This is a genomic window from Methylobacterium sp. J-072, from assembly GCF_022829425.1.
Lineage (GTDB): Bacteria > Pseudomonadota > Alphaproteobacteria > Rhizobiales > Beijerinckiaceae > Methylobacterium.
The window spans coordinates 17537-38323 of the sequence record NZ_JAKSYK010000134.1 but is presented as its reverse complement, the minus strand read 5'-3'; the positions used below and the strand labels follow the sequence as shown (position 1 = coordinate 38323).

The 20787-nt window shown below is 71.6% G+C and carries 19 protein-coding genes; 9 read left to right on the top strand and 10 right to left on the bottom strand.

The genetic code is table 11. The features are described 5' to 3' along the window. The first annotated feature begins 15 nt into the window (after positions 1-15). The 5 genes from MKK67_RS15410 (at position 16) to MKK67_RS15390 (ending at position 5871) form a co-directional block, all read left to right on the top strand. On the top strand, positions 16-1251 hold the full coding sequence (locus tag MKK67_RS15410) for an acyl-CoA dehydrogenase family protein (protein ID WP_243965950.1): 1236 nt from the start codon (positions 16-18) through the stop codon (positions 1249-1251). Further along, the gene (locus tag MKK67_RS15405) at positions 1248-2306 is read left to right on the top strand and encodes a phosphotransferase family protein (protein ID WP_243965941.1); all 1059 of its coding nucleotides are present in this window, start codon (positions 1248-1250) and stop codon (positions 2304-2306) included. The genes MKK67_RS15410 and MKK67_RS15405 overlap by 4 nt, the downstream gene beginning before the upstream one ends. Before the next feature lies 1 nt (position 2307). Beyond that, on the top strand, positions 2308-3090 hold the full coding sequence (locus tag MKK67_RS15400) for an SDR family NAD(P)-dependent oxidoreductase (protein WP_243965939.1): 783 nt from the start codon (positions 2308-2310) through the stop codon (positions 3088-3090). 241 nt (positions 3091-3331) lie between these two features. After that, on the top strand, positions 3332-4102 hold the full coding sequence (locus MKK67_RS15395; RefSeq protein ID WP_243965937.1) for an SDR family NAD(P)-dependent oxidoreductase: 771 nt from the start codon (positions 3332-3334) through the stop codon (positions 4100-4102). Next, complete coding sequence (locus tag MKK67_RS15390) at positions 4099-5871, top strand: class I adenylate-forming enzyme family protein (protein ID WP_243965935.1); 1773 nt, start codon at positions 4099-4101, stop codon at positions 5869-5871. The genes MKK67_RS15395 and MKK67_RS15390 overlap by 4 nt, the downstream gene beginning before the upstream one ends. Here MKK67_RS15390 and MKK67_RS15385 read toward each other — a convergent pair. Beyond that, positions 5838-6386, bottom strand: a complete 549-nt coding sequence (locus MKK67_RS15385; RefSeq protein WP_243965934.1) for a hypothetical protein — start codon at positions 6384-6386, stop codon at positions 5838-5840. The two genes, MKK67_RS15390 and MKK67_RS15385, sit on opposite strands and share 34 nt — an antisense overlap. A 284-nt stretch (positions 6387-6670) precedes the next feature. Between MKK67_RS15385 and MKK67_RS15380 the strand changes: the two genes are divergently transcribed. Genes MKK67_RS15380 through MKK67_RS15370 form a run of 3 tightly spaced genes read left to right on the top strand, consistent with a single transcriptional unit; the run spans position 6671 to position 9456 of the window. Beyond that, positions 6671-6916, top strand: coding sequence for a ferredoxin (locus MKK67_RS15380; protein WP_243965932.1), 246 nt, complete (start codon positions 6671-6673; stop codon positions 6914-6916). 1 nt (position 6917) lies between these two features. After that, positions 6918-8192, top strand: a complete 1275-nt coding sequence (locus MKK67_RS15375) for an NAD(P)/FAD-dependent oxidoreductase (protein WP_243965931.1) — start codon at positions 6918-6920, stop codon at positions 8190-8192. 10 nt (positions 8193-8202) lie between these two features. Beyond that, positions 8203-9456 carry a cytochrome P450 gene (locus MKK67_RS15370; RefSeq protein WP_243965930.1) on the top strand — a complete coding sequence of 418 codons (1254 nt, stop codon included), beginning with the start codon at positions 8203-8205 and terminating at the stop codon, positions 9454-9456. 420 nt (positions 9457-9876) lie between these two features. Here the strand turns inward: MKK67_RS15370 and MKK67_RS15365 are convergent, their stop codons facing one another. The 6 genes from MKK67_RS15365 to bchO form a co-directional block, all read right to left on the bottom strand. Beyond that, positions 9877-10260 (bottom strand): VOC family protein, encoded by a 384-nt coding sequence (locus MKK67_RS15365; RefSeq protein WP_243965929.1) that lies wholly within the window; start codon positions 10258-10260, stop codon positions 9877-9879. 108 nt (positions 10261-10368) lie between these two features. Beyond that, positions 10369-12108 carry a methyl-accepting chemotaxis protein gene (locus MKK67_RS15360; protein ID WP_243965928.1) on the bottom strand — a complete coding sequence of 580 codons (1740 nt, stop codon included), beginning with the start codon at positions 12106-12108 and terminating at the stop codon, positions 10369-10371. Positions 12109-12410: 302 nt separating this feature from the next. Further along, positions 12411-13007, bottom strand: a complete 597-nt coding sequence (locus MKK67_RS15355) for a DUF1989 domain-containing protein (protein ID WP_243965927.1) — start codon at positions 13005-13007, stop codon at positions 12411-12413. Positions 13008-13076: 69 nt separating this feature from the next. Continuing rightward, positions 13077-13835 carry a guanitoxin biosynthesis heme-dependent pre-guanitoxin N-hydroxylase GntA gene (gene gntA, locus MKK67_RS15350; RefSeq protein WP_243965925.1) on the bottom strand — a complete coding sequence of 253 codons (759 nt, stop codon included), beginning with the start codon at positions 13833-13835 and terminating at the stop codon, positions 13077-13079. Positions 13836-14129: 294 nt separating this feature from the next. Continuing rightward, complete coding sequence (locus tag MKK67_RS15345; protein WP_243965923.1) at positions 14130-14912, bottom strand: gamma-glutamyl-gamma-aminobutyrate hydrolase family protein; 783 nt, start codon at positions 14910-14912, stop codon at positions 14130-14132. Between the two features lie 200 nt (positions 14913-15112). Then, positions 15113-16018, bottom strand: a complete 906-nt coding sequence (gene bchO / locus MKK67_RS15340; RefSeq protein ID WP_243965920.1) for an alpha/beta fold hydrolase BchO — start codon at positions 16016-16018, stop codon at positions 15113-15115. Positions 16019-16126: 108 nt separating this feature from the next. Here bchO and MKK67_RS15335 point away from each other — a divergent pair, with 108 nt between their 5' ends. Beyond that, entirely contained in the window at positions 16127-16372 is a 246-nt protein-coding gene (locus MKK67_RS15335; RefSeq protein WP_243965919.1) for a hypothetical protein, read from the top strand. A 39-nt stretch (positions 16373-16411) separates the two neighbouring features. Here MKK67_RS15335 and MKK67_RS15330 read toward each other — a convergent pair whose 3' ends face one another. The 3 genes from MKK67_RS15330 to hemA form a co-directional block, all read right to left on the bottom strand. Next, entirely contained in the window at positions 16412-18190 is a 1779-nt protein-coding gene (locus MKK67_RS15330) for a magnesium chelatase subunit D (RefSeq protein ID WP_243965918.1), read from the bottom strand. A gap of 77 nt (positions 18191-18267) precedes the next feature. Continuing rightward, positions 18268-19284 (bottom strand): magnesium chelatase ATPase subunit I, encoded by a 1017-nt coding sequence (gene bchI / locus MKK67_RS15325; RefSeq protein ID WP_243965917.1) that lies wholly within the window; start codon positions 19282-19284, stop codon positions 18268-18270. A 176-nt stretch (positions 19285-19460) separates the two neighbouring features. After that, a complete protein-coding gene (hemA, locus tag MKK67_RS15320; protein WP_243965916.1) occupies positions 19461-20678 on the bottom strand; it encodes a 5-aminolevulinate synthase in 1218 nt (405 codons plus the stop codon). Positions 20679-20787 lie beyond the last annotated feature (109 nt).

Below are 20787 nucleotides of genomic sequence, written 5' to 3'. Positions count from 1 at the left end.
AGCGGAGCGGACACCGTGGATTTCAACCTCTCCCCGTCGCAGACGCACTGGCTGACCCGCGTGCGCGCCTTCATCGCCGACGCGATCCTGCCGGCCGCTGCTGCGGTGGCGGCCGAGCGGGCGGCGAGCCGCGAACCCTCGCCCACGATGGAACGGCTGAAGGACAAGGCCCGCGGGGAAGGGCTCTGGAACCTGTTCCTGCCGCCCTCCCCCGAGCACGACACGGATGACGACCGCGGCGCCGGCCTGACCAACCTCGATTACGCGCTGTGCGCCGAGGCGATGGGCAAGGTCGGGATCGCGTCGGAATGCTTCAATTGCGCGGCGCCCGATACCGGCAACATGGAGGTGCTGCATCGCTACGGCAGCCCGGCCCAGAAGGCACGCTGGCTGCGGCCGCTGATGGACGGAAAAATCCGCTCGGCCTTCCTGATGACCGAGCCGGACGTCGCCTCCTCGGACGCCACCAACATCGAGACCGCGATCCGCCGCGACGGCGACCATTACGTCATCGACGGGCGCAAATGGTGGTCCACCGGGGTCGGCGATCCGCGCTGCAAGATCGCAATCCTGATGGGCAAGACCGATCCGGATGCCCCCCGGCACCGGCAGCAATCGCAGATCCTGGTGCCGATGGACACGCCCGGCCTGCGGGTCGAGCGCCTGCTGCCGGTCTTCGGCTACGAGGACGCGCCCAAGGGCCACGGCGAGGTGGTGCTGGAGAACGTCCGCGTCCCGGCCGAGAACCTGATCCTCGGCGAGGGCCGCGGATTCGAGATCGCGCAAGGGAGGCTCGGGCCGGGGCGCATCCACCATTGCATGCGCACCATCGGGGTCGCCGAGGCGGCGCTCGAGGCCATGGCCCGGCGCCTGGTCTCGCGGGTCGCCTTCGGCAAGCGCATCAGCGAGCAATCGGTCTGGGAGCAGCGGGTCGCGGAGGCGCGGATCGACATCGAGATGACCCGGCTGCTCTGCCTGAAGGCCGCCGACATGATGGACAAGGTCGGCGCCAAGGGCGCCAAGCTCGAGATCGCCATGATCAAGGTCGCCGCCCCGCGGATCGCCCTGAAGGTGATCGACGACGCGATCCAGGCCCATGGCGGCGCCGGCGTGTCCGAGGATTTCGGACTGGCCAAGATGTACGCCCATATCCGCACCCTGCGGCTGGCCGACGGGCCGGACGAGGTGCACAACCGCTCCATCGCCCGCCTCGAATTCGGGCGCTACACCAATGCCCGGGAGGGTACATGAGCGGCCCCGACGCCTTCTCCGGCGTGAAGCCGGTCGAGCCGCGCCATCGGATCGACGAGGCGCGGCTGGCCGCCTGGCTCGCCGAGCACGTGCGCGACTATGCCGGGCCGCTTAACCTGCAGCAGTTCCGCGGCGGCCAGTCGAACCCGACCTACCGGCTGGAGACGCCCGGCCAGGCCTACGTGCTCCGGCGCAAGCCGTTCGGGCCGCTCCTGCCCTCCGCGCACGCGGTGGAGCGCGAGTTCCGGGTGATCGGCGCGCTCTACGGCGAGGGGTTTCCGGTTCCGCGGCCCTTCGCGCTCTGTGAGGACGAAAACATCATCGGCGCGGCCTTCTACGTGATGGAGGCGGTGGGCGGGAGCGTGCACTGGGACGGCACCCTGCCCGGCCTCGACCCGCATGCCCGGCACCGGCACTACGCGACCCTGATCGCCACGCTGGCCCGCCTCCACGCGATCGAGCCGGAGGCGGCGGGGCTCGCCGATTACGGCAAGCCCGGCAACTACTTCGCCCGGCAGATCGATCGCTGGACCCGCCAGTACCGCGCCGCCGAGGATGGTCGGCTGGAAGATGTCGAGCGCCTGATCGCCTGGCTGCCCCGCACCGTCCCCGAGCAGCAGGGCGCTTCCATCGTCCACGGCGATTACCGCCTCGACAACCTGATCTTCTCGCCCGACGGCGGCGTCAGCGCGGTGCTCGACTGGGAGCTGTCGACTTTGGGCGACCCGCTCGCCGATTTCAGCTACCTGCTGATGCAATGGGCACTGCCGGCCGATGGGCGCAGCAGCCTCGGCGGCCTCGACCTGCCGGCGCTCGGCATCCCGACCCGGGACGAGGCGGTGGCGCTCTACTGCCGGGCCGCCGGCCGGGCGGACCTGCCCGATCTCGACTGGTACTTCGCCTACAACCTGTTCCGGCTGGTCGGCATCCTCCAGGGGGTGGCCGCCCGCGCCAAGGCCGGCAATGCCGCGAGCGAGCACGCCGCCGCCATGGCGGCGCGGGTGCCGACGCTGGCCGCCTCGGCCTGGGCGTTCGCCGAGCGCGCGGGGGCCTGAGATGGATCTCGCGGGCCGCGTCGTCGTCGTCACCGGAGCCGCAAGGGGCATCGGCCGGGCGCTCGCCGAGGCCGCGCAGGCGCGAGGCGCCATCGTCGTCGCCCTCGACCGGGACGGCGCCGGGGCAGAGGCCGTTGCCGCCCGGCTCGGCGGCCGGGCCTATGCGCTGGACGTGGCGGATGCCGCGGCCGTCGCCGAGATTCTGGCCCGGATCGAGGCCGAGATCGGGCCGGTCGCGCTATACTGCTCCAATGCCGGCATCCTGGAGCGCGACCCCGATCCCGGGCTCGCGACCTCGGCCGATCCCGCGAGCTGGGAACGCGCCTGGTCGGTGAACGTGATGGGCCATGTCCACGCGGCGCGGGTGCTGGTCCCGCTGTGGCTCGCCCGGGGCGGCGGCGCCTTCCTCGGCACGGTCTCGGCGGCCGGATTGCTGAGCCAGATCGGCAGCGCCACCTATTCGGCCACCAAGCACGCCGCCCTCGCCTTCCTGGAGCACCTCGCCATCGCGCATGCCGAGGACGGCATCCGGGTCGCCGCCCTGTGCCCGCAGGGCGTCGACACCGCCATGCTCAAGGCGGCCAGCGCCGCCGCCCGCGACGGCGTGCTGTCGCCCGCATCCGTGGCCGAGGCCGCCTTCGACGGGCTGGCGATGGGCCGGTTCCTGATCCTGCCGCATCCGCAGGTCGCGGATTACGCCCGCCGCCGGGCCGACGACCCCGAGCGCTGGCTCGCCGGCATGGCGCGCCTGCGCCGGTCGATGCTGGGGGAGGCGGAGCTGTGACGATGGCTGGCGTCGGACAATTGGACCGCCGGCCGAGCGTGGCGCAGGTCCCCTCTCCCAAGCGGGAGAGGGACAGGGTGAGGGGACAGGTCTTTCCGGAAAACGCGCACCCCTCACCCCAACCCTCTCCCGCACGGGAGAGGGGGCGCGTCGTGGCCTTCAAAGGCCGAGGCGTGACGATCGGAGCCCACGGAATGAGGACGGTGGGCGCGTGCTGCCCTGTCCCGAATAGAGCCAGCCCATGTCCCTGTTCGATCTGACCGACAAGGTCGCGCTGATCACCGGCTCGTCCCGGGGCATCGGCCGGGCGATCGCCCTGCGGATGGCCGAGCACGGCGCCCGGGTGGTGATCTCGTCGCGCAAGCGCGAGGCCTGTGACGCCGTGGTGGCTGAAATCGAAGCCGCCCACCGCCCGGGCCGCGCGGTGGCGATCCCGGCCAGCATCTCCGTGAAGGCGGAGCTGGAGAATCTGGTCGCTGAGACCGAAGCCCGGCTCGGGCCGGTGGACGTGCTGATCTGCAACGCCGCCAGCAACCCGTATTACGGGCCGCTGGCCGGTATCTCGGACGCGCAGTTCCGCAAGATCCTGGAGAACAACGTCCTGTCGAACCACTGGCTGATCCAGATGGTCGCCCCCGGCATGGTCGCGCGGCGGGATGGGGTGATCGTGATCGTCTCCTCCATCGGCGCGCTGAAGGGGTCGCCGGTGATCGGCGCCTACAACGTCTCCAAGGCCGCCGACCTTCAGCTCGCACGCAACTACGCGGTGGAATACGGCCCGGCCAATGTCCGGGTGAACTGCCTCTGCCCGGGGCTGATCCGCACCGATTTCGCCCGGGCCCTGTGGGAGGATCCCGAGATGCTGGCCTCCACCACCGACGCCGCGCCGCTCCGCCGGATCGGCGAGCCCGACGAGATCGCGGGGGCCGCCGTGTTCCTGGCCTCCCCGGCCGGCCGGTTTGTCACCGGCCAGGCGCTGGTGATCGACGGCGGCGTGACGATCGCCCGATGAGCCCCGATCCCCGCCTCCCCGCCGGCTGGCCCGCCCTCTCCTTCCGCGAGGCGGAAGCCCGGCTCACGGCGCCCGGTGCGCCCTTCGCGATCGCCACGGTGCCGATCCGTGGTGTCCCGACCCAGATCTGGACGAAAGCGCCGCCGACCCTGCGTGACCTGTTCCGCATCGCCCGAGGGCACGGGGACAAAACCTTCGTGGTCTACCGGGACGAGCGCGTCACCTTCACGGGCTTCGCTCGCGCCGCGACCGCCCTGGCCCATGCCCTCGTGGCGGCCGGCATCGGCAAGGGCGACCGGGTCGCGATCGCGTTGCGCAACCTGCCGGAATGGCCGGTCTGCTATTACGGCGCCCTGCTGGCCGGGGCGATCGCGACGCCGCTCAACGCCTGGTGGACCGGGCCGGAACTGGCCTACGCGCTCCAGCATTCCGGCGCACGGGTGCTGATCGCCGACGGGGCGCGGTTCGAGCGCATCGCGCCGCACCGGGCCGAGTGCCCGGCCCTGGAGCGGATTCTTGTCACGCGGATGGAGCCTGACGACCGGGCGCCGCCGCTCGCCGACGTGATCGGCTCGGTGGCGGATTGGGCCGCCCTGCCCGACTTAGCCCCGCCCGACATCGCCCTCGACCCGGAGGACGACGCGACCCTGTTCTACACCTCGGGCACCACCGGCCGGCCCAAGGGCGCGGTCGGCACGCACCGGGCGGCCGCGACCACCGTGATGGCCTATCCCTATTCCGCGTCGCGCAGCGCCCTGCGCCGGGGCGAGGCGCCGCCGAGGCCCGACCCGTCCGCCCCGCAGCGGGCCTCGCTGCTGGTGATCCCGCTGTTCCACGTCACCGGCTGCCACGCGAGCCTCGGGGCGGCGCTCTATGGCGGCCACCGCCTGGTGATGATGCATCGCTGGGACGCCCACGAGGCCCTCGACCTGATCGACGGGGAGGGCTGCACCGGCGCCGGCGGCGTGCCGACCATCGCCTGGCAGCTCGCAACCGCCGCCCGGGAGGCAGGCCGGCCCCTGCCGAGTCTCGACTCGGTGACCTATGGCGGCGCCCCCGCGGCCGGCGACCTCGTGCGCGCGCTGGGCGAGGCCTTCCCGAAGGCCATCCCCGCCACCGGCTGGGGCATGACCGAGACCTCGGCGACCTTCACCCATCACCAAGCCGAGGATTATCGCGCCCATCCCGAATCCTGCGGTCCGCCCCTCGCGGTCTGCGAGGTGCGGATCCTCGACCCGCTCGGGCAGGATCTCCCGCCGGGCAGCGTCGGAGAACTCTGCGTGAAGGGCCCGAACGTCGTCCGCGGCTACTGGTCCGACCCGGTGGCCACCGCCGAAGTGCTCTCGGAGGGCTGGCTGCGCACCGGCGACCTCGCCCGCGCCGACGACGAGGGGTTCCTGACCATCGTGGACCGGATCAAGGATATGCTGATCCGCGGCGGCGAGAACATCTATTGCTGCGAGGTGGAGAACGCCCTCTACGCGCATCCGGACGTGATCGACGCCGTGGTGCTGGCCGTGCCCCACCCGACTCTCGGCGAGGAGCCCGGCGCGATCGTGGCGCTGGCCGAGGGCGCCCGGACCGGGCCGGAGGAGATCCGGGCCTTCGCGGCCGAGCGGCTCGCCGCCTTCAAGGTGCCGGTGCGCGTAATCGTCTGGGACGGGCTCCTGCCCCGCAACCCCGCCGGCAAGATCCTGCGGGCGCCGCTGCGAACGGTGTTCGCGGAGGTTTCAGCTCAGAACGGCTCGCCCTCGTCGTCCGGCCGGTAGACCCGCAGGGACCGGCCGTCCGGGAACTCCACCGAGCGGCGGCGCACGACCAGATAGCCCGCGGCCTCCGCGGCGCGCAGGCGCTCCAGCCGTTCGTCGGCATAGCCCGGGCCGTAATTGTAGGCGCGGTAGCGCGGGTAGCCGTCCGGCAGCGGTGGAGGCGGCGGTGCGATCGCGACCATCCTGTGCGGACGCATGGGCCGGGCCGGGGCTGCGGCGACGCGCGGCCGGTGTGGGATGACGGCGACCGGCTTGAGTGCCGGGGCGGGATGGCGCGTCGCGACCCGCTTCGGGACAGCCCGAGCGGCGACCGCCTTGCTCGCCGGGGCCGCAGCGGCAGGCGTCGACGCAGGCGGCGGAACGGCTTTCTGAGCCTCGGCCGGACTCGCCGCCGGGGCCGGCTTGCGGGCCGGCGGGTCGGTCCAGCCCGAGGCCTGCTCGGCCCGCGCGCCGGTCGCGCTCAGGGCGAGGGACAGGATAAGAGCGGCGAGACTCGGTCGTGCACCGTACGGCATGGTGCCCTCCTGAGATCGCGGGACTTCGGGACGGTCCGCGGGGCGGCGTGACAATAGAGCGAACCGTCGCGAAGGGGAATTCCGCCGCTTCAATTCGACGGCGATCCCCCAGGACATTTTTAGATCAGTGAATCGGTTCAGCTTCGGATCGACAATCCCTTCGTTGGGGGCGAGGATCCCGACTCACGGCCGCGATACGCCTAGCGAACTGGTTCGCGAGCCCCCTGCGACGGCGTTGCTGCAACCCTCGCGGAACCCGCCGCCTCCGCCACGGTTGCATCGGCATGTCCGTCCCCGCCGATGCGTCCTCCGGCCCAGCACCCGGCTTGCGGGTGAGCGTCGATCTCAATCTCTGCCAGGCCTATGCCCAGTGCTGCTACGCGGCGCCGCGGTCCTTCCGGATCGAGGGGCATGAAGCCCTGATCTACGATCCCGCTCCGGCCGCGCAGGACCGGGCCGACATCGAGCGGGCACGCGTCGCCTGCCCGGTCCAGGCGATCCGGGTCGAGGATCCGGGGCGGGGCGCCTGAGATGGCACCGAGTTCAGACCGTGCGGTGGTGGTGGGCGCCGGGCTTGCCGCCTTGCGCGGCGCGGAGGCGATGCGCGAGGCCGGGTTTTCCGGCCCGCTGACCATCGTCGGCGCCGAGCCGTACCGGCCCTATGACCGCCCGCCGCTCTCGAAACATGTCCTGGCCGGCGAGATCCGAGCCGATGCGACCACCCTGCCGAGCAGCCTCGGCCCGGATGTGGAGTGGCAGCTCGGTAGCCCTGTCACGCGCCTCGACCGCGAATCCCGCACCCTGCATCGCGCGGATGGGAGCACCCTGCCCTACGACCGCCTGCTGATCGCCACCGGCACCCGTGCCCGGGCCTGGCCGAACCCGCATGAGGGACGGCTCTCCGGCGTCTTCACCCTGCGTGGGCGGGACGATGCCGCCGCCCTGCGGGCCGCCCTCGCCGCCGGTCCCCGGCGGGTGCTGGTGATCGGTGCCGGCTTCATCGGCTGCGAGGTCGCCAGCCTGTGCCGGCAACTCGGCCTGCCCGCGACCCTGGTCGAGCCCGGCCCGACGCCTCTGGGCCGGGTTCTCGGCAGCGCGGTCGGGGCGTTCATCGGTGCGATGCTCGAGGGCCGGGGCGTCGATCTGCGCAGCGGCAGCGAGGTCGAGTGGCTGGAGGGCGAGGGCGGCCGGTTCGTGCGCGCCCACCTGACCGACGGCACCCGCATCGATGCGGATGTGGCGGTGATCGCCCTCGGGGCCGTCCGCAACACGGAATGGCTCGACGGGTCCGGCCTCTCGGCGGATCCGGGCGGCGTCGATTGCGACGCGGCGGGCTTCGTCCTCGACACCGAGGGGCAGCCCGATCCGCGCATCGCCGCGGCCGGCGACGTTGCGCGCTTCCCCCACCCGCTCTACGGCGGCCGGCGCGTGGCGCTGGAGCACTGGAGCCACGCCGTGATGCAAGGCACCCACGCCGGACAGCTTCTGGCCGGGGCGAAGCCCGAAAGTCCCTACGCGGCGCTGCCGACCTTCTGGTCGACGCAGGGCGATGTGGTGGTCAAGTCCGCCGGGCTGACCGAGGGGGCGGATGCCGTGGCGTTCACCCAGGGCGAGCCGGGCTCCGGGCGCTTCATCGCCGTCTATGGCCGGGCGGGGCGCTGCATCGCGGCCGTATCGGTGGATTCCGCCCGCTGGCTGCCGGCCCATGCCGAGCTGGTCGCCGCCGGCGCGCCGTTCCCGCCGCAGGGGGCCGCAGCCGACCGCCCGTCGCGGGGGATCATGGTCCTCGCCCTGGGCTTTCCCTGAGGATACCCCCATGCCCGACGCCACCCTCCTCGACCAGGTCAAGGATTTCGCCAACCGGGCGGACCCCTATCCGATCTACGCCAAGCTGCGGAAGAATCCGGTCTCGCGCCAGGACGACGGGACCGAATCCGGGACCTGGGTCGCCGCGACACACGGCACGATCGCGAGCCTGCTGCAGGATCCGCGGGTCAGCTCCGAGACCCTGCCCCCGGCCGACCGGCCCCGCACCGGCAATCCCCTCACCGACCTGATCGTCAAACCGCTCAAGGACTGGATGATGGACCGGCACCGGGTCTTCATCTTCCGGGATCCGCCGGACCACGACGTCCTGCGCGCGTCCGTGATGCACCAGTTCTCCCGCGCGCGGATCCAGGCGATGCGGGTGCGCTCCGAGCGGCTGGTGGCCGACCTGCTCGACGAGAAGCGCGATGCCCGGGAGATCGACGCCGTCGACGACCTCGCCTACCCGCTCCCCGTGACGGTGATCTGCGAGCTGTTCGGCGTGCCCCGGGAGGACGAGCCGAAGTTCCACGGCTGGGCGACCCAGCTCGCCACGGCGCTCGAGCCCGACAGCCTGTCCGACACCGAGATCCGCGCCGCGAACAGCCGGACCTTCGACGCGATCGGCGGCTACATGGCCGATTTGATCAAGGAGAAGCGCCGGCACCCGCAGGACGACATGCTCTCGGGCCTCGCCAACGAGGCGACGCCGGAGGGCGCGAAGATGGGCGATTACGACCTGGTCGCCACCTCGATCCTGATGCTGGTGGCCGGCCACGAGACCACGGTGAACCTGATCACCAACGGGCTGCTGACGCTGCTGCGCCACCCCGACGAGCTGGAGCGCCTGCGCCAGGATCCCGGCCGCGCCCCTCGGCTGATCGAGGAACTGCTGCGCTACGAGCCGCCCGTGCAGTTCCGGACCCGCAAGACGCTGTCTTCCATCGACATCGCCGGCGTCACGATCCCCGAGGGTGCCGACCTCGTCCTGCTGCTCGCCTCCGGCAACCGCGACGCCGCAATGTTCCCGGATCCCGACCGCTTCGACCCGGACCGCACCGGCACCCGCCATCTCGGCTTCGGCGGCAGCCTGCATTACTGCGTCGGCGCTCCGCTCGCCCGGTTCGAGGCCGAGGCGGCGCTCACGGCGCTCGCCCGCCGGCTCAAGGCCCCCCGGCTGATCGAAGACCCGCCGCCCTACCGGTCCGGAGCCGCCCTGCGCGGGCCGGAGCACCTGCGGGTGGCGATCGACGGGATTGTTTGAATCCTTTTGGGAGGGGTCTCGATCGAAGCTGGACTTCGTGCACGTTCCCTCAGCCCAGAGAGGATACGGTCTTCACGCATAGCGTTCAGGCCGGTGCGCATCCTGAAAGGACGCTCAATCCAGAGCGCGCGCCCTCCCTCCCCCGCAGAGCTACGATGTTTACACATCGGCTTGCGAAGGCTGCCACGCGCCCCCTCTCCCGTGCGGGAGAGGGTTGGGGTGAGGGACCATGTTTTTCCGGAAAGCGCGCATCCCTCACCCTGTCCCTCTCCCGCACGAGAGAGGGGACCCGCGCCACATCCAGGGATGTGTGAATCCGATGCCCGCAGAGGGGGAAGGGAGAGGCGCGTGCTCACGCGGCCATTGTCATCTTCCGTGCAGGCCGGGAGAGGCCCGTAAAGGCCTCGTTGCGCCCGTCCCTCAGATGGTGATCTCGATCGGCGTTCCGTCCGGCATGGCGATCACTGCTTCGTAGAAACCATCGCCGGTGCGGCGCGCCGGCGACGTGAGGCAGCCATCCGTGGCGCAGCGGGCCGCGAGGGCGTCGACGGCCTCGACGCTGCCGAGGGCGATCGCGACATGCGCCCAGCCGACGCGCTCGTCGTGCGTCCCGTCCGCGACCCAGGGCGCGGTCATCAGTTCGATCTGCGCGCCGTCCCCGGGCAGGGTGACGAACCGGGACACGAATCCCTTCTGCCGCTGGCTGTGGTACGGCGCACCGATCTCGGCATCGAAATAGCGCCGCCAGAAGGCCGCGGCCGTATCCAGGTCGGGGGTCCACAGGGCGACATGGGCGAAGCGCATCGGGCCGGTCCCTCGCGAGCGTGAGCCTTCCGAAACCCGCACGGTCGCCGACCCGGCCCGGTGCCGTCTACCACCCCAAGGTTGATGCGCCCCGTCCGGTCCGCCCTCTCACGCGGCTTTGACCGCGGCCAGGAACGTGGTCACCTCCTGGCCCAGCCCCGAGGCGTAGCGCGCCAGGTCCTGCGCGGCGCTCAGCACCTGGCCTGCGGCCGCGCCGGTCTCGCCGGCGGCCTGGCGCACCTCGATGATGTCCTCGCTGACCGCCTGCGTCCCCTGCGCCGCCTGGGCGACGTTCCGGACGATCTCGCTCGTGGCCGCGCCCTGCTGCTCCATGGCCGCGGCCACGCTCAGGGCGACCGTGCGCATCGCGTCGATCGTGCCGCCGATCGTCTGGATCGACTCGACGGCGTTCCGGGTCTCGCCCTGGATGGCGGCGATCTGGCCGGCGATCGTGTCGGTGGCCTTGGCGGTCTGCGCCGCCAGGGCCTTCACCTCCCCGGCGACCACGGCGAAGCCCCTGCCCGCCTCGCCGGCCCGGGCGGCCTCGATGGTGGCGTTCAGCGCCAGCAGGTTGGTCTGCCCGGCGATCCCGGCGATCAGGCCCATCACGTCGCTGATCTGGTCCGTCCCTCGGGACAGGACCTGCATCAGTTCGTTGGTGCGGGCCGCGTCCACGCTCGCCCGGTCGGCCATCGTCGAGGATTGGGCGACGCGGGACGCGATCTCCTGGATCGAGGCAGACATCTCCTCGCTCGCGGCGGCTACGGTCTGGACGTTGGCCGAAGTCTGCTCGGAACTCGTAGCGACCCGCCCGGACTGGTCGGTGGTGCGCGCGGCGGTGCGCGTCATCTCGCGGGCGGTGGCTTCCATCTCCACGGCGGCCGAGGACAGGCTCTGCGTCAGCGCGCCGACATGCGCGTCGAACCGGCCGGTGAGTTCGTCCAGCGCCTGGGCCCGGCGCATCTTGGCGGCGGTCTCGGCGGCGGCGACCACCTCGGCTTCCCGTTTGGCGATCAGCGCGTCCTTGAACACCTGCACGGCCCGCGCCATCGCGCCGACCTCGTCGCCGCGCTGCTGATCGGCGACCGGCACCGCGAGGTCGCCGCCGGCGAGCGCCCGCATCGCCTCGGTCAGGCGCACGATCGGCCGCGACAGGCCGTTGCCGATGAGCAGGAGCAGGGCCAGGACGGGGATCACCAGGCCCGCAGCCCAGAGGGCGTTGGTGAGGGCACGGTGGCGCACGGCCGCGTGGACATCGTCCCGGTAGAGGCCGGCGGCAAGGATCCAGCCCCAGGGCTTGTACACTTGCACGCTCACGACTTTCTCGACCGGTTCGGCCCCGCCGGCGCGCGGCTTCATGTAGTCGACGAAGCCGGAGCCGTCGCGCTTGGCCACCTCGACGATCTCGGCGAAGTAGCGCTTCCCGCCCGGCATGTCGGTCTGGTCCAGAACCACCTTGCCGACATTCTTGGCGTTGAACGCGTTGGCGATCAGCCGGCCCTCCATGTCGAGGACGAAGAAGTAATCCGCCTCGCCGAAGCGCAGCGCGCTGACAGCCTCGAGGGCGGCCTTCTGAGCCTGATCGACCGGCATCCGGCCCGAGGAGGCCAGCGCCGCGTAATGGACCAGCAGGCTCTGCGCGACGTCGGCGAGGTTTTTGGTCATGAGCGCGCGGTCTTCGAGCGCCGAGGACCTTGTATCGAGGTAGTTCAGGCCGGTGAGGGCGCCGACCGCTGCCAGAACCAGGGCCATCACCGCCGCCAGCTTGTGGCTCAGCCTGACGTTGGAGAGGCTCCACCGGGGCGCGGAATGGCCCCCGGGCGAGCGGTCGGTCTGCGAGCGTGTCATCGGGGCACCGGGAAGGAGACGGGCAGGCCGTCGAGAGCTGTCAGCGTCGAGCGCGCTGCCGCATGCGGCGACTCGTACGCCCCGGCGCTGTTCCACGGCGACGTTTAAACACAAGATTGGTAAACGCAAACTACACGCCGATCGTCAGCAACAGATTTTTGACGGATCTCGGCGGGAACGCGTCTTGAGATGCCTATTCGGAAGTCATCCCGTGCGAAGATTAGGTAGTTCTTCGACGCGGACAGGCAAAAAATACAAAATTCAGCGCTATCTTAGCTGCAGCGTCAACTGAGAGGTGTGCGCTAAGCTTCGACCCGATAGTGGATCGGCTTGAAGCTGCCGTTGTTCGACTGCAGCGCCGAGCAGGCGGTCAGGCCGATGATGAGGTCGGTCTCCGCGGTGAACACGATCCGGTCGCCGGCCCGACTCAGCGGCGGCTCGACCGTCAGTGCTCCGGTGGTGCCGTCGATCGGCACGTTCATGAAGCAGTTGAACGCCACCGGGATCGCGTCCGGCGCGATGCCGTAGGGCGCGAGGGCCGCCGCCAGATTGCCGAAACAGCCGCGATGCGGGTCGGTGTCGCCGTAGATGATCCGGAACGTGTCGGCCGAGCACGGCGTCAGCAAGAAATCGTGGCGCCCGACCGTGTCCTCGACGATGCGCAGCAGCACGTTCGAGCGGTTGGAGTAGAGCGGATCGCCGGTGGTCAGGTAGATCCGGCTGGCATAGTCGAGGGTCCGCCCGGACGAGATCACCTCAGCCGTATCGTGGCGGTTATAGGCGACAAGGTCGGCCACCTGCTCGCCGCGCGGGTCGATCACCGTGAGGCGCTGCCCCCGGTCGAGGGTGAAGGCAACGCCTGAGCGCGGCTCGATCTGCTGCACGTCCGCCTGGTCCATGATGTCTCCGCTTCCGCTTCGGTCCGGCCGGAAACGCGGCAGGGGCCGCCGCGATCCAGCGGCGGTGTCTCAGGCGCCGTTCGTCGGGAAGATGGGATCGAGCGGCGAAGCCAGAGGATGCCAGTCGTCCGTGGCCGGCGTCGCCGGAGCCGCAGGCCGGCCCTGCATCGGGCAGCGCCACTCCTCGCCGACCACGCGGCCGCTGTACTGGCGGGCCTCGGAGGTCTCGCCGTGGCGGGCCAGCATCGGATTGAGACTGCCGGCCAGGGCCTCGTCGCGCTCGAGGATCGAGGCGCGCAGCTTCTCGTAGCGGCCCTCGGCGCGCAGGCGCTCGAACTGGGCGTGCAGGTTGAACACCAGCACCGGCGAGGAGAATTGCCGCGCGGGCCGGCTCGCGTTCGGGTGCAGCCCGACCACGAAGAACGCCTCGCCGCCGAAGCTCAGGGAGAAGTGCGGGTTGTCGGGATCATCCGCGACGCGCGCGTCGTGCGGCTGGCCGAGCCACGCATCCTTGTCGGTGAGCGATTGCGCCCGCGCCCAGAGATTCTGCTCGAACGCCTCCTCCGAGAGGTCGCCGGGTCCCTCGAACACGACGGCGAAGCTCTGGAACAGGTCGGGGGTCTCCCGGTAGCGCGCCACGAAGGCGAGCAGGGCCGGGTAGATCCGCATGTCGTCCCAGCCCGAGGTGATGTCCCGGGCCACGACGATCTTCATACGCCCCCGCGACAGGGCCGACTTGGCGCCGACGCAGGGAAAGGGGGGATTCCGGATGAAGTCGCGAAAGGCCTGGGCGCGCGGATGCTCTTGGTCGTCGCGGGGAAACTGCATGCGGTCGATGGCTCAAGATCTGCGCAGGTGTGCCTCGGGAGGAGGCAACCGCTGTTCGGGACTCGGGCAACCCCCCTTCCAAGGATGCTGTTCCCGGCTGCGACAGGTCGTCCGGGGAAAAGGTGAATCGCGCAGCGTCGCGAAAAGAATCGTCGCCGCGTTCGGAAGACCTGCACCAATGTTCATCAGACGTCCGAACATAGATTAAGGTGGGTAAGACTCGGCCGGCGCGCTCATGAATGCTGCGAGGTCGGCGTCGTAACTTCGCCGCATGATCCGCCTGCGCGATCCAGTTCAGCGCCGGCTGCCCGCCTCGGCATGGTGCCGCGCCGCCGCGGCTCCGAACGCCTCGAACAGCGCCCGGTTGATCGGGTTCGTCGCGGCGTCGTGCTCCGGGTGCCATTGCACGCCCAGGGCGAAGCCCGGCGCATCGGCGATGCGGATCGCCTCGATCGTGTCGTCCTCGGCGATGCCCTCGATCACGATGCGGGCGCCCGGCTCCAGGATGCCCTGGCCGTGCAGGGAGTTCACCCGGATCGTCTCGCACCCGAGCAGCCGGGCGAAGGCGCCGCCCGGCGTCAGGCGGACCGCGTGGCGCTCGGCGAACACCACCTCGATGTCCGGATGGATCTCGCCGTTCTCGAGCCGCGGCATGCGGTGGTTGAGGCGACCGGGTATGTCGCGGATCTCCGGGTGCAAGCTGCCGCCGAAGGCGACGTTCATCTCCTGGAAGCCGCGGCAGATGCCGAACAGCGGCACGCCCCGGGCCACGCAGGCCTCGATCAGCGGCAGCGCCACCGCGTCGCGGGCCTCGTCGTAGGGCTCGTGCGCCGGGTGCGGCTCGGTCCGGAAGTGGGTCGGATGGACGTTGGCGCGCCCGCCCGTGAGCAGCACGCCGTCCACCACGTCGAGCAGGTCGCCGAGATCGGTGACCGCCGGACAGCCGGCGAACATCAGCGGCAGGGCGCCGGCCACCTCGGCCAGCGCGCGGAGGTTGTTCTCGCCGACGATCTGGGCCGTGAACCGGTTGTCGAGCAGGCGCGCGTTTCCGACGACGCCGATCACGGGTCTCGCCATCGTCCCGACAACTCCTCATCCCGGCTTCGCCGCAGGTCCAACACCTTGCGGTTGGCACTAGAGCCGTTCCCGATCGCGTTGCAATCGGGCTCGACTCTCAGTCCTTGATGTGACGCGCTCGCTGACGCCGAACTGGTATCCATTTCGGCGGCAAGCGCTCTACGACCCAGGCAAAGCCGGCGCCAGTCCCGCCGGGCGCGTCAGGCTTCGAGGATGCCGACGGCCCGGGCCTCCTCGAACAGCACCTCGGCGACGCGCTCGGGCGCCTCTTCGTGGGCGAGATGGCCGAGCCCCCGGATCAGGGCGACCCGGGCGTCGGGCAGGCGGTCGCGCAGAGTGAAGGCGGTGTCGGGCAGGATCGCCCGGTCGTCGCCGCCGACGATCAGCAGAGTGCGGGTCGTCAAGCCTGGCAGAGCCCGGTGCAGCCCGGCGAGGTCCCAGTTCGCCATCATGCCGAGCGCCCCGCGGACATGACCGGCCCGGGCGAACAGCCGCCGGTAGAGATCGACACCCTGCGGATCGAGGCGCGAGCCGGTGCCCTCGATCAGCCGCTTGGCCGCCGACCGGTCCGCCGTCCAGGCGAAGATTCTTGGGGTGAACGGGTTGAGGAACAGCAGCCGGGCCATGCCGGGGAACAGCAGGCTCGCCGCCCCCGGCAGCGGCGCCAGCGCGCCGTTGAAGGCCGCCAGCAGCCGCGGAGCGATCGCGCCGTCGAGGCACATCCGCGCCAGGACCGCCGCCCCGGCCGAGTGACCGGCGGCCACGACCGGCGGGCGCCCGAGCGCTGCCACGAGGCCCGCCACGGCCCGAGCCATGCCGGGCAGCGACAGGTCGGCATCCGCCAGGGGATCGGTGAAGCCGTGGCCCGGCAGGTCCGGGGCGATCACAAAAAAATTTTGGGCCAGGAGCGGCGCCAGCCCGCGCCAGGAATGGGTGGCGGCCCCGGTCCCATGCAGGAGCAGCAGCACCGGCGCCTCGGGCCGACCGAACTCCTGGACATGCCAGCGCAGGCCCGCCGCCTCCACGAAGCGGCTCGCCTCCCGGTGCGGCCAATCCCGCCCCTCGACCCCCCAGTCGGGCCGGTCCGCGTCGCGCGGGCTCAGCACCGGCTTGTATCCTGCGGTGCACCAAATCGGGAGGCGCGCCACGCGCCTGCGCTATCGTGCCGGGTTGGAAGTATTTCGTAAGACATTGAGAATGCATGCGGAAACCGCATGCCACCGCTGCCGCAGACCGGATTGCTGCGACGCAACAATGGGGGCATCACAGGGGCGAACGCAGGCACCGCGCATCTCTCACCGTTGGAACCGGCCATGATCGTCTTCACCTCCTCGACCCATCACTTCGCCGGCTCGACCGCGGGCCGCTGGAACTTCCGCGGCCTGTTCCGCGAGATGCTGAACGCCTGGATGTCTCACAACCAGCGCGTCGCCGATCTCGGCGCCGGTTATCACCTCTGATCCGCGACCTCGTCGGCTCCGCCCGGCCCGTCACCACGCTCAGAGCGCGGCCCGCACCGCCGCGCTGAGCAGGCCGGCATCGGCCCGGGGCAGTACGAGGTAACGGGCGGCCATCGCGTCGGCGACCGCGCGCGCGCCTTCGCCACGGGCGCCGGTATCGATCACCAGGGCCGGCATCCCGGCCGTCCTGAGCGCGCGAGCCGCCTGCAGGGCCTCCGCGCCGGCCCGGGCCCGGCCGCCCTCCCCCGAGCGCGCGACGTTGGCGCGCCCATCCGTCAGCAGCACGATCACCGGCCGGCTGCCGCTCCGGCGCACGCCGAGGGCCACACTCAGCGCCGCGTCGATCCCGGCGGCCAGCGGCGTCCCGCCCCCGCCCGGCAGGCCCGAGAGGCCGCGCTTGGCCCGGGTCAGCGAGCGGGTCGGCGGCAGGACCAGCTCCGCACCTGCCCCGCGGAACGCCACGAGCGCCACCCGGTCGCGCCGGACATAAGCCTCGGCCAGCAGCAACTCGACCGCGCCCTTGGCCTCGGCCAGCCGCTCCAGGGCAGCCGAGCCCGAGGCGTCGACGCAGAACACCGTGGTGGTCTCGGTCCGCTGCCGCAGGATCCGGATCCGCAGATCGTCCCGCCGGACCACGATCGGGCGGGTTTCGCCGGCCGCGCGCCGCAGGCCCTGCCAGGGGGCCGCCGCGCGGAGGGTCGCCAGCAGGTCGAGGCGCCCGCGCCGCGGGTCGCCCCGCCGGCTGCCGATCGGGCGGCCGGTGCGCGAGGCCGCCGGCTGGCCGACCCGCCCGGCCTTCGCGGCCGAGAGGCGCACGCCCCCCGCCAGCAACTGATCGAGCAGCTTGGCGGGAATCGCCGCCCGCACCGCCTCCAGCACGCGATCCTCGGCGGCGTCGGCCGGGGCCGGATCCGTCGCGTCCTCCGGGAGGCCATCCTCCGCGGGCGGCGGGGGCGGCGCCTCGGCCTCCTCCGGCATCACCTCCTCCGGTGCGGGCAGGCGCGTGGCGCGCGGGGCCAGGACCAGGCGGGCGGCTGCCATGATCGCGTCCGTGCCGACCGGCTCCTCCGCCGCCAGCGCCCGCGCCACCCGGGCCGCCAGGATCGGCCCGCGTAAGGACGCGACGCCGAGCGCCTCCGCCAGCCGGCACAGCGTGCCGAGCGGATCGGCCTCCGGGTCGCCCGGATCAAAGTCTGTCGCGACAGCAGGCGTGTCGCATGCCGCGACCCCGAGGCCGGTCAGGTCGATCCGGAAGGCGAGGCGGTCGGCCAGGGCGTCGGAGACGGTCTCGTCGCCCTCGCCCTCGTCGAGCAGCACAAGGCCGAAGCGCGCCGGGCTTTCCGAGGCGGTGCCGGTGTCGAGGGCACCCGCCAAGCGCGCCGCGATGCCGGGGGGCAGCCGCTCGGCCATGGGCACGACGATCAACCCGCCATCAGCCTCAGCCAGCAATCCCGCCCGCGCCACCGGCCGGCCCGCCGCCAGGGTCGCGGCGAGGTCGAGGCCGCCGAGCAGGCTGTCGTCGCCGATCCCCGGCGGCAGCCGCCGCCAGGGCGTCTCCGGGGGAAGCATCGCCCGCAGGCTGTCGAGCCAGCGCTCCCGCACCGGCCCCGGCCCGGCCCGCAACACCGCGCCGCCGAAGCCATGCGGGTCGGTGGCGAGGAGGCGGGCGGCGCGCAGGGCATCGGGCCAGATGTTTTGAGGCGCTTCCGCCTTCCCTCCCCCCTCTGCGGGGGAGGGTGGCCCTCGCGTCAGCGAGGGTCGGGAGAGGGGCAGCGCGACGACAGCGGGTTTCGCACCCGACGCGCCACTTCCGGACATGGCGCTCCCCTCTCCCCCCCTGCTGCGCAGGGTACCCTCCCCCGCAGAGGGGGGAGGGAGAGGTTGCGCCGGCCCCGTCACGAAAACACCTCTGCCAGCGCCCGCTCGACCCGGGCGGTCGAGCCGGATTCGTCCAGCGGGTTGCGGCGCAGGCGGTGGCGCAGGGCGGCCGGGGCGACCCGGCGGATGTGGTCGTCCGTGACCGATTCGGCGCCGTCGAGGGCTGCCAGCGCCCGGGCTGTGCGCATCAGGGTCAGCTCGCCGCGCAGGCCGTCTGTGCCGAGCGCCAAGCAGAGCTGCGCCGCGCGCTCCAGGGCCGAATCCGGCACGTTCAGATGCGGCAGGCGCTCCCGGGCCAGCAGGATTTTTTTTCGGATCGCGGTCTCGTCACCCGCGCGGGCGGCGCAGAAGCCTTCCGGGTCGCGCTCGTAGGCGTCGCGGGCGCGCACCACCGCGATCCGGGTGGCGATGTCCTGCGGGGTCGTGACCTCGCAGGCCAGCCCGAACCGGTCGAGGAGCTGCGGGCGCAGCTCCCCCTCCTCCGGGTTGCCGGAGCCGACCAGGACGAATTTTGCGGGATGGCGCAAGCTGAGGCCCTCGCGCTCGACGGTGTTGACCCCGGAGGCCGCGACATCGAGCAGGAGATCGACCAAGTGGTCCTCCAGCAGGTTCACCTCGTCGATATACAGAAAACCGCGGTTGGCCCGGGCGAGCAGCCCCGGCTCGAACGCCTTCACGCCGGCGCCGAGCGCCCGCTCCAGGTCGAGGGTGCCGACCACCCGGTCCTCGGTCGCCCCGAGCGGCAGATCCACCACCGGCACCGGCTTTTTTTCGGACTTTCTCCGCGTGCCCGGCAGGCTCGCGCAGTGCGGGCAGCTCTCCGCCGGGTTGTCGGGGTCGCAATTGTACGGGCAGCCGACCACCGCCCGCATCGGCGGCAGCAGGGCGGCCAGCGCCCGGATCGCGGTGGATTTCCCCGTGCCGCGGTCGCCGAACACCAGCACGCCGCCGATGGACGGATCCACCGCCGCGATCAGCAGCGCCTGGCGCATCTCGTCCTGCGCGACGATGGCCGAGAAGGGGAAGGTTGGCACGCGCTGACTCGATGCTGCGAGGGGGCTTCCAATCCACCCCCTCATCCTGAGGTGCCGAAGCGCAGCGGAGGCCTCGAAGGAGGCCTCCAGGGATCGTGCTGCCGGCTGGAGGGCTCCTTCGAGGCCCGCTGACGCGGGCACCTCAGGATGCGGGAGCGGGTGGGAGAAGGGAACCCCTACTCCGCCGCCTTCTGCCGGAGCCCGATCCGCGCCCAGATCGTGGAGAGCGCCCCGACCAGATGCGCGATGTCCTTGTCTGTGTGCAGCGGCGAGGGGGTGATCCGCAGCCGCTCGGTGCCGCGGGCCACGGTCGGGTAGTTGATCGGCTGCACGTAGATGCCGAACTCGTCGAGCAGGGTGTCGGAGATCGCCTTGCACAGCACCGGATCGCAGACCATCACCGGCACGATGTGGCTGTCGTTGGGCATCACCGGGATGTCGGCGGCTTCCAGCGCCTGGCGGACCTTGGCGACGCGCTCCTGATGGCGGGCGCGCTCGGTGCCGCTGACCTTCAGGTGGCGGATCGAGGCCGCCGCGCCCGCCGCCACCGCGGGGGGCAGCGAGGTGGTGAAGATGAAGCCCGAGGCGAAGCTGCGCACGAAGTCGCAGAGCTTCTCCGAGGCCGTGATGTAGCCGCCATGGACCGCGAACGCCTTGCCGAGGGTGCCCTCGATCACGTCGAGGCGGTGGGCGACGCCGTCGCGCTCCGAGATGCCGCCGCCCCGCGCGCCGTAGAGGCCGACCGCGTGGACCTCGTCGAGATAGGTGAGCGCCCCGTGGGCCTCGGCCACGTCGCAGATCTCGCCGATCGGGGCGATGTCGCCGTCCATGGAATACACGGATTCGAACGCGACCAGCTTCGGCCGGGCCGGATCGACCAATGCGAGCTTCCGGTTCAGGTCCTCCGGGTCGTTGTGACGAAAAATGTGACGCTCGGCCCGGGAGAACCGGATGCCCTCGATCATCGAGGCGTGGTTCTCGGAGTCGGAGAAGACGGCGCAGTTCGGCAGCCGCGAGGCCAGGGTCCCGAGCGCCGCCCAGTTCGAGACGTAGCCGGAGGTGAACAGCAGGGCCGCCTCCTTGCCGTGGAGGTCGGCGAGCTCGCGCTCCAGCAGCACGTGGTAGTGGTTGGTGCCGGAGATGTTGCGGGTGCCGCCGGCCCCGGCGCCGCAGCGGTCGATCGCCTCGTGCATCGCCCCGGTGACGGAGGCGTGCTGGCCCATGCCGAGATAGTCGTTGGAGCACCAGACCGTGACCGGGCGCGTGCCGGACGGATGGTGATGCGTGGCGTGCGGGAAGTTGCCGGAATGGCGCTCCAGATCGGTGAAGACCCGGTAGCGTCCCTCGCGGTGGAGTCCGGCGATCTCGGCTCCGAAGAAGGTCTCGTAGTCCATGTCGCCTCTCCCCGATTGGTTCGCGGGTTGTCCCCGCCTGTGAGGTTCGTCCTTCGCACGAGACCAGTTCCAAAGTGGTGCGCGCGCGAAATCCCGCTGTGATGGTCGG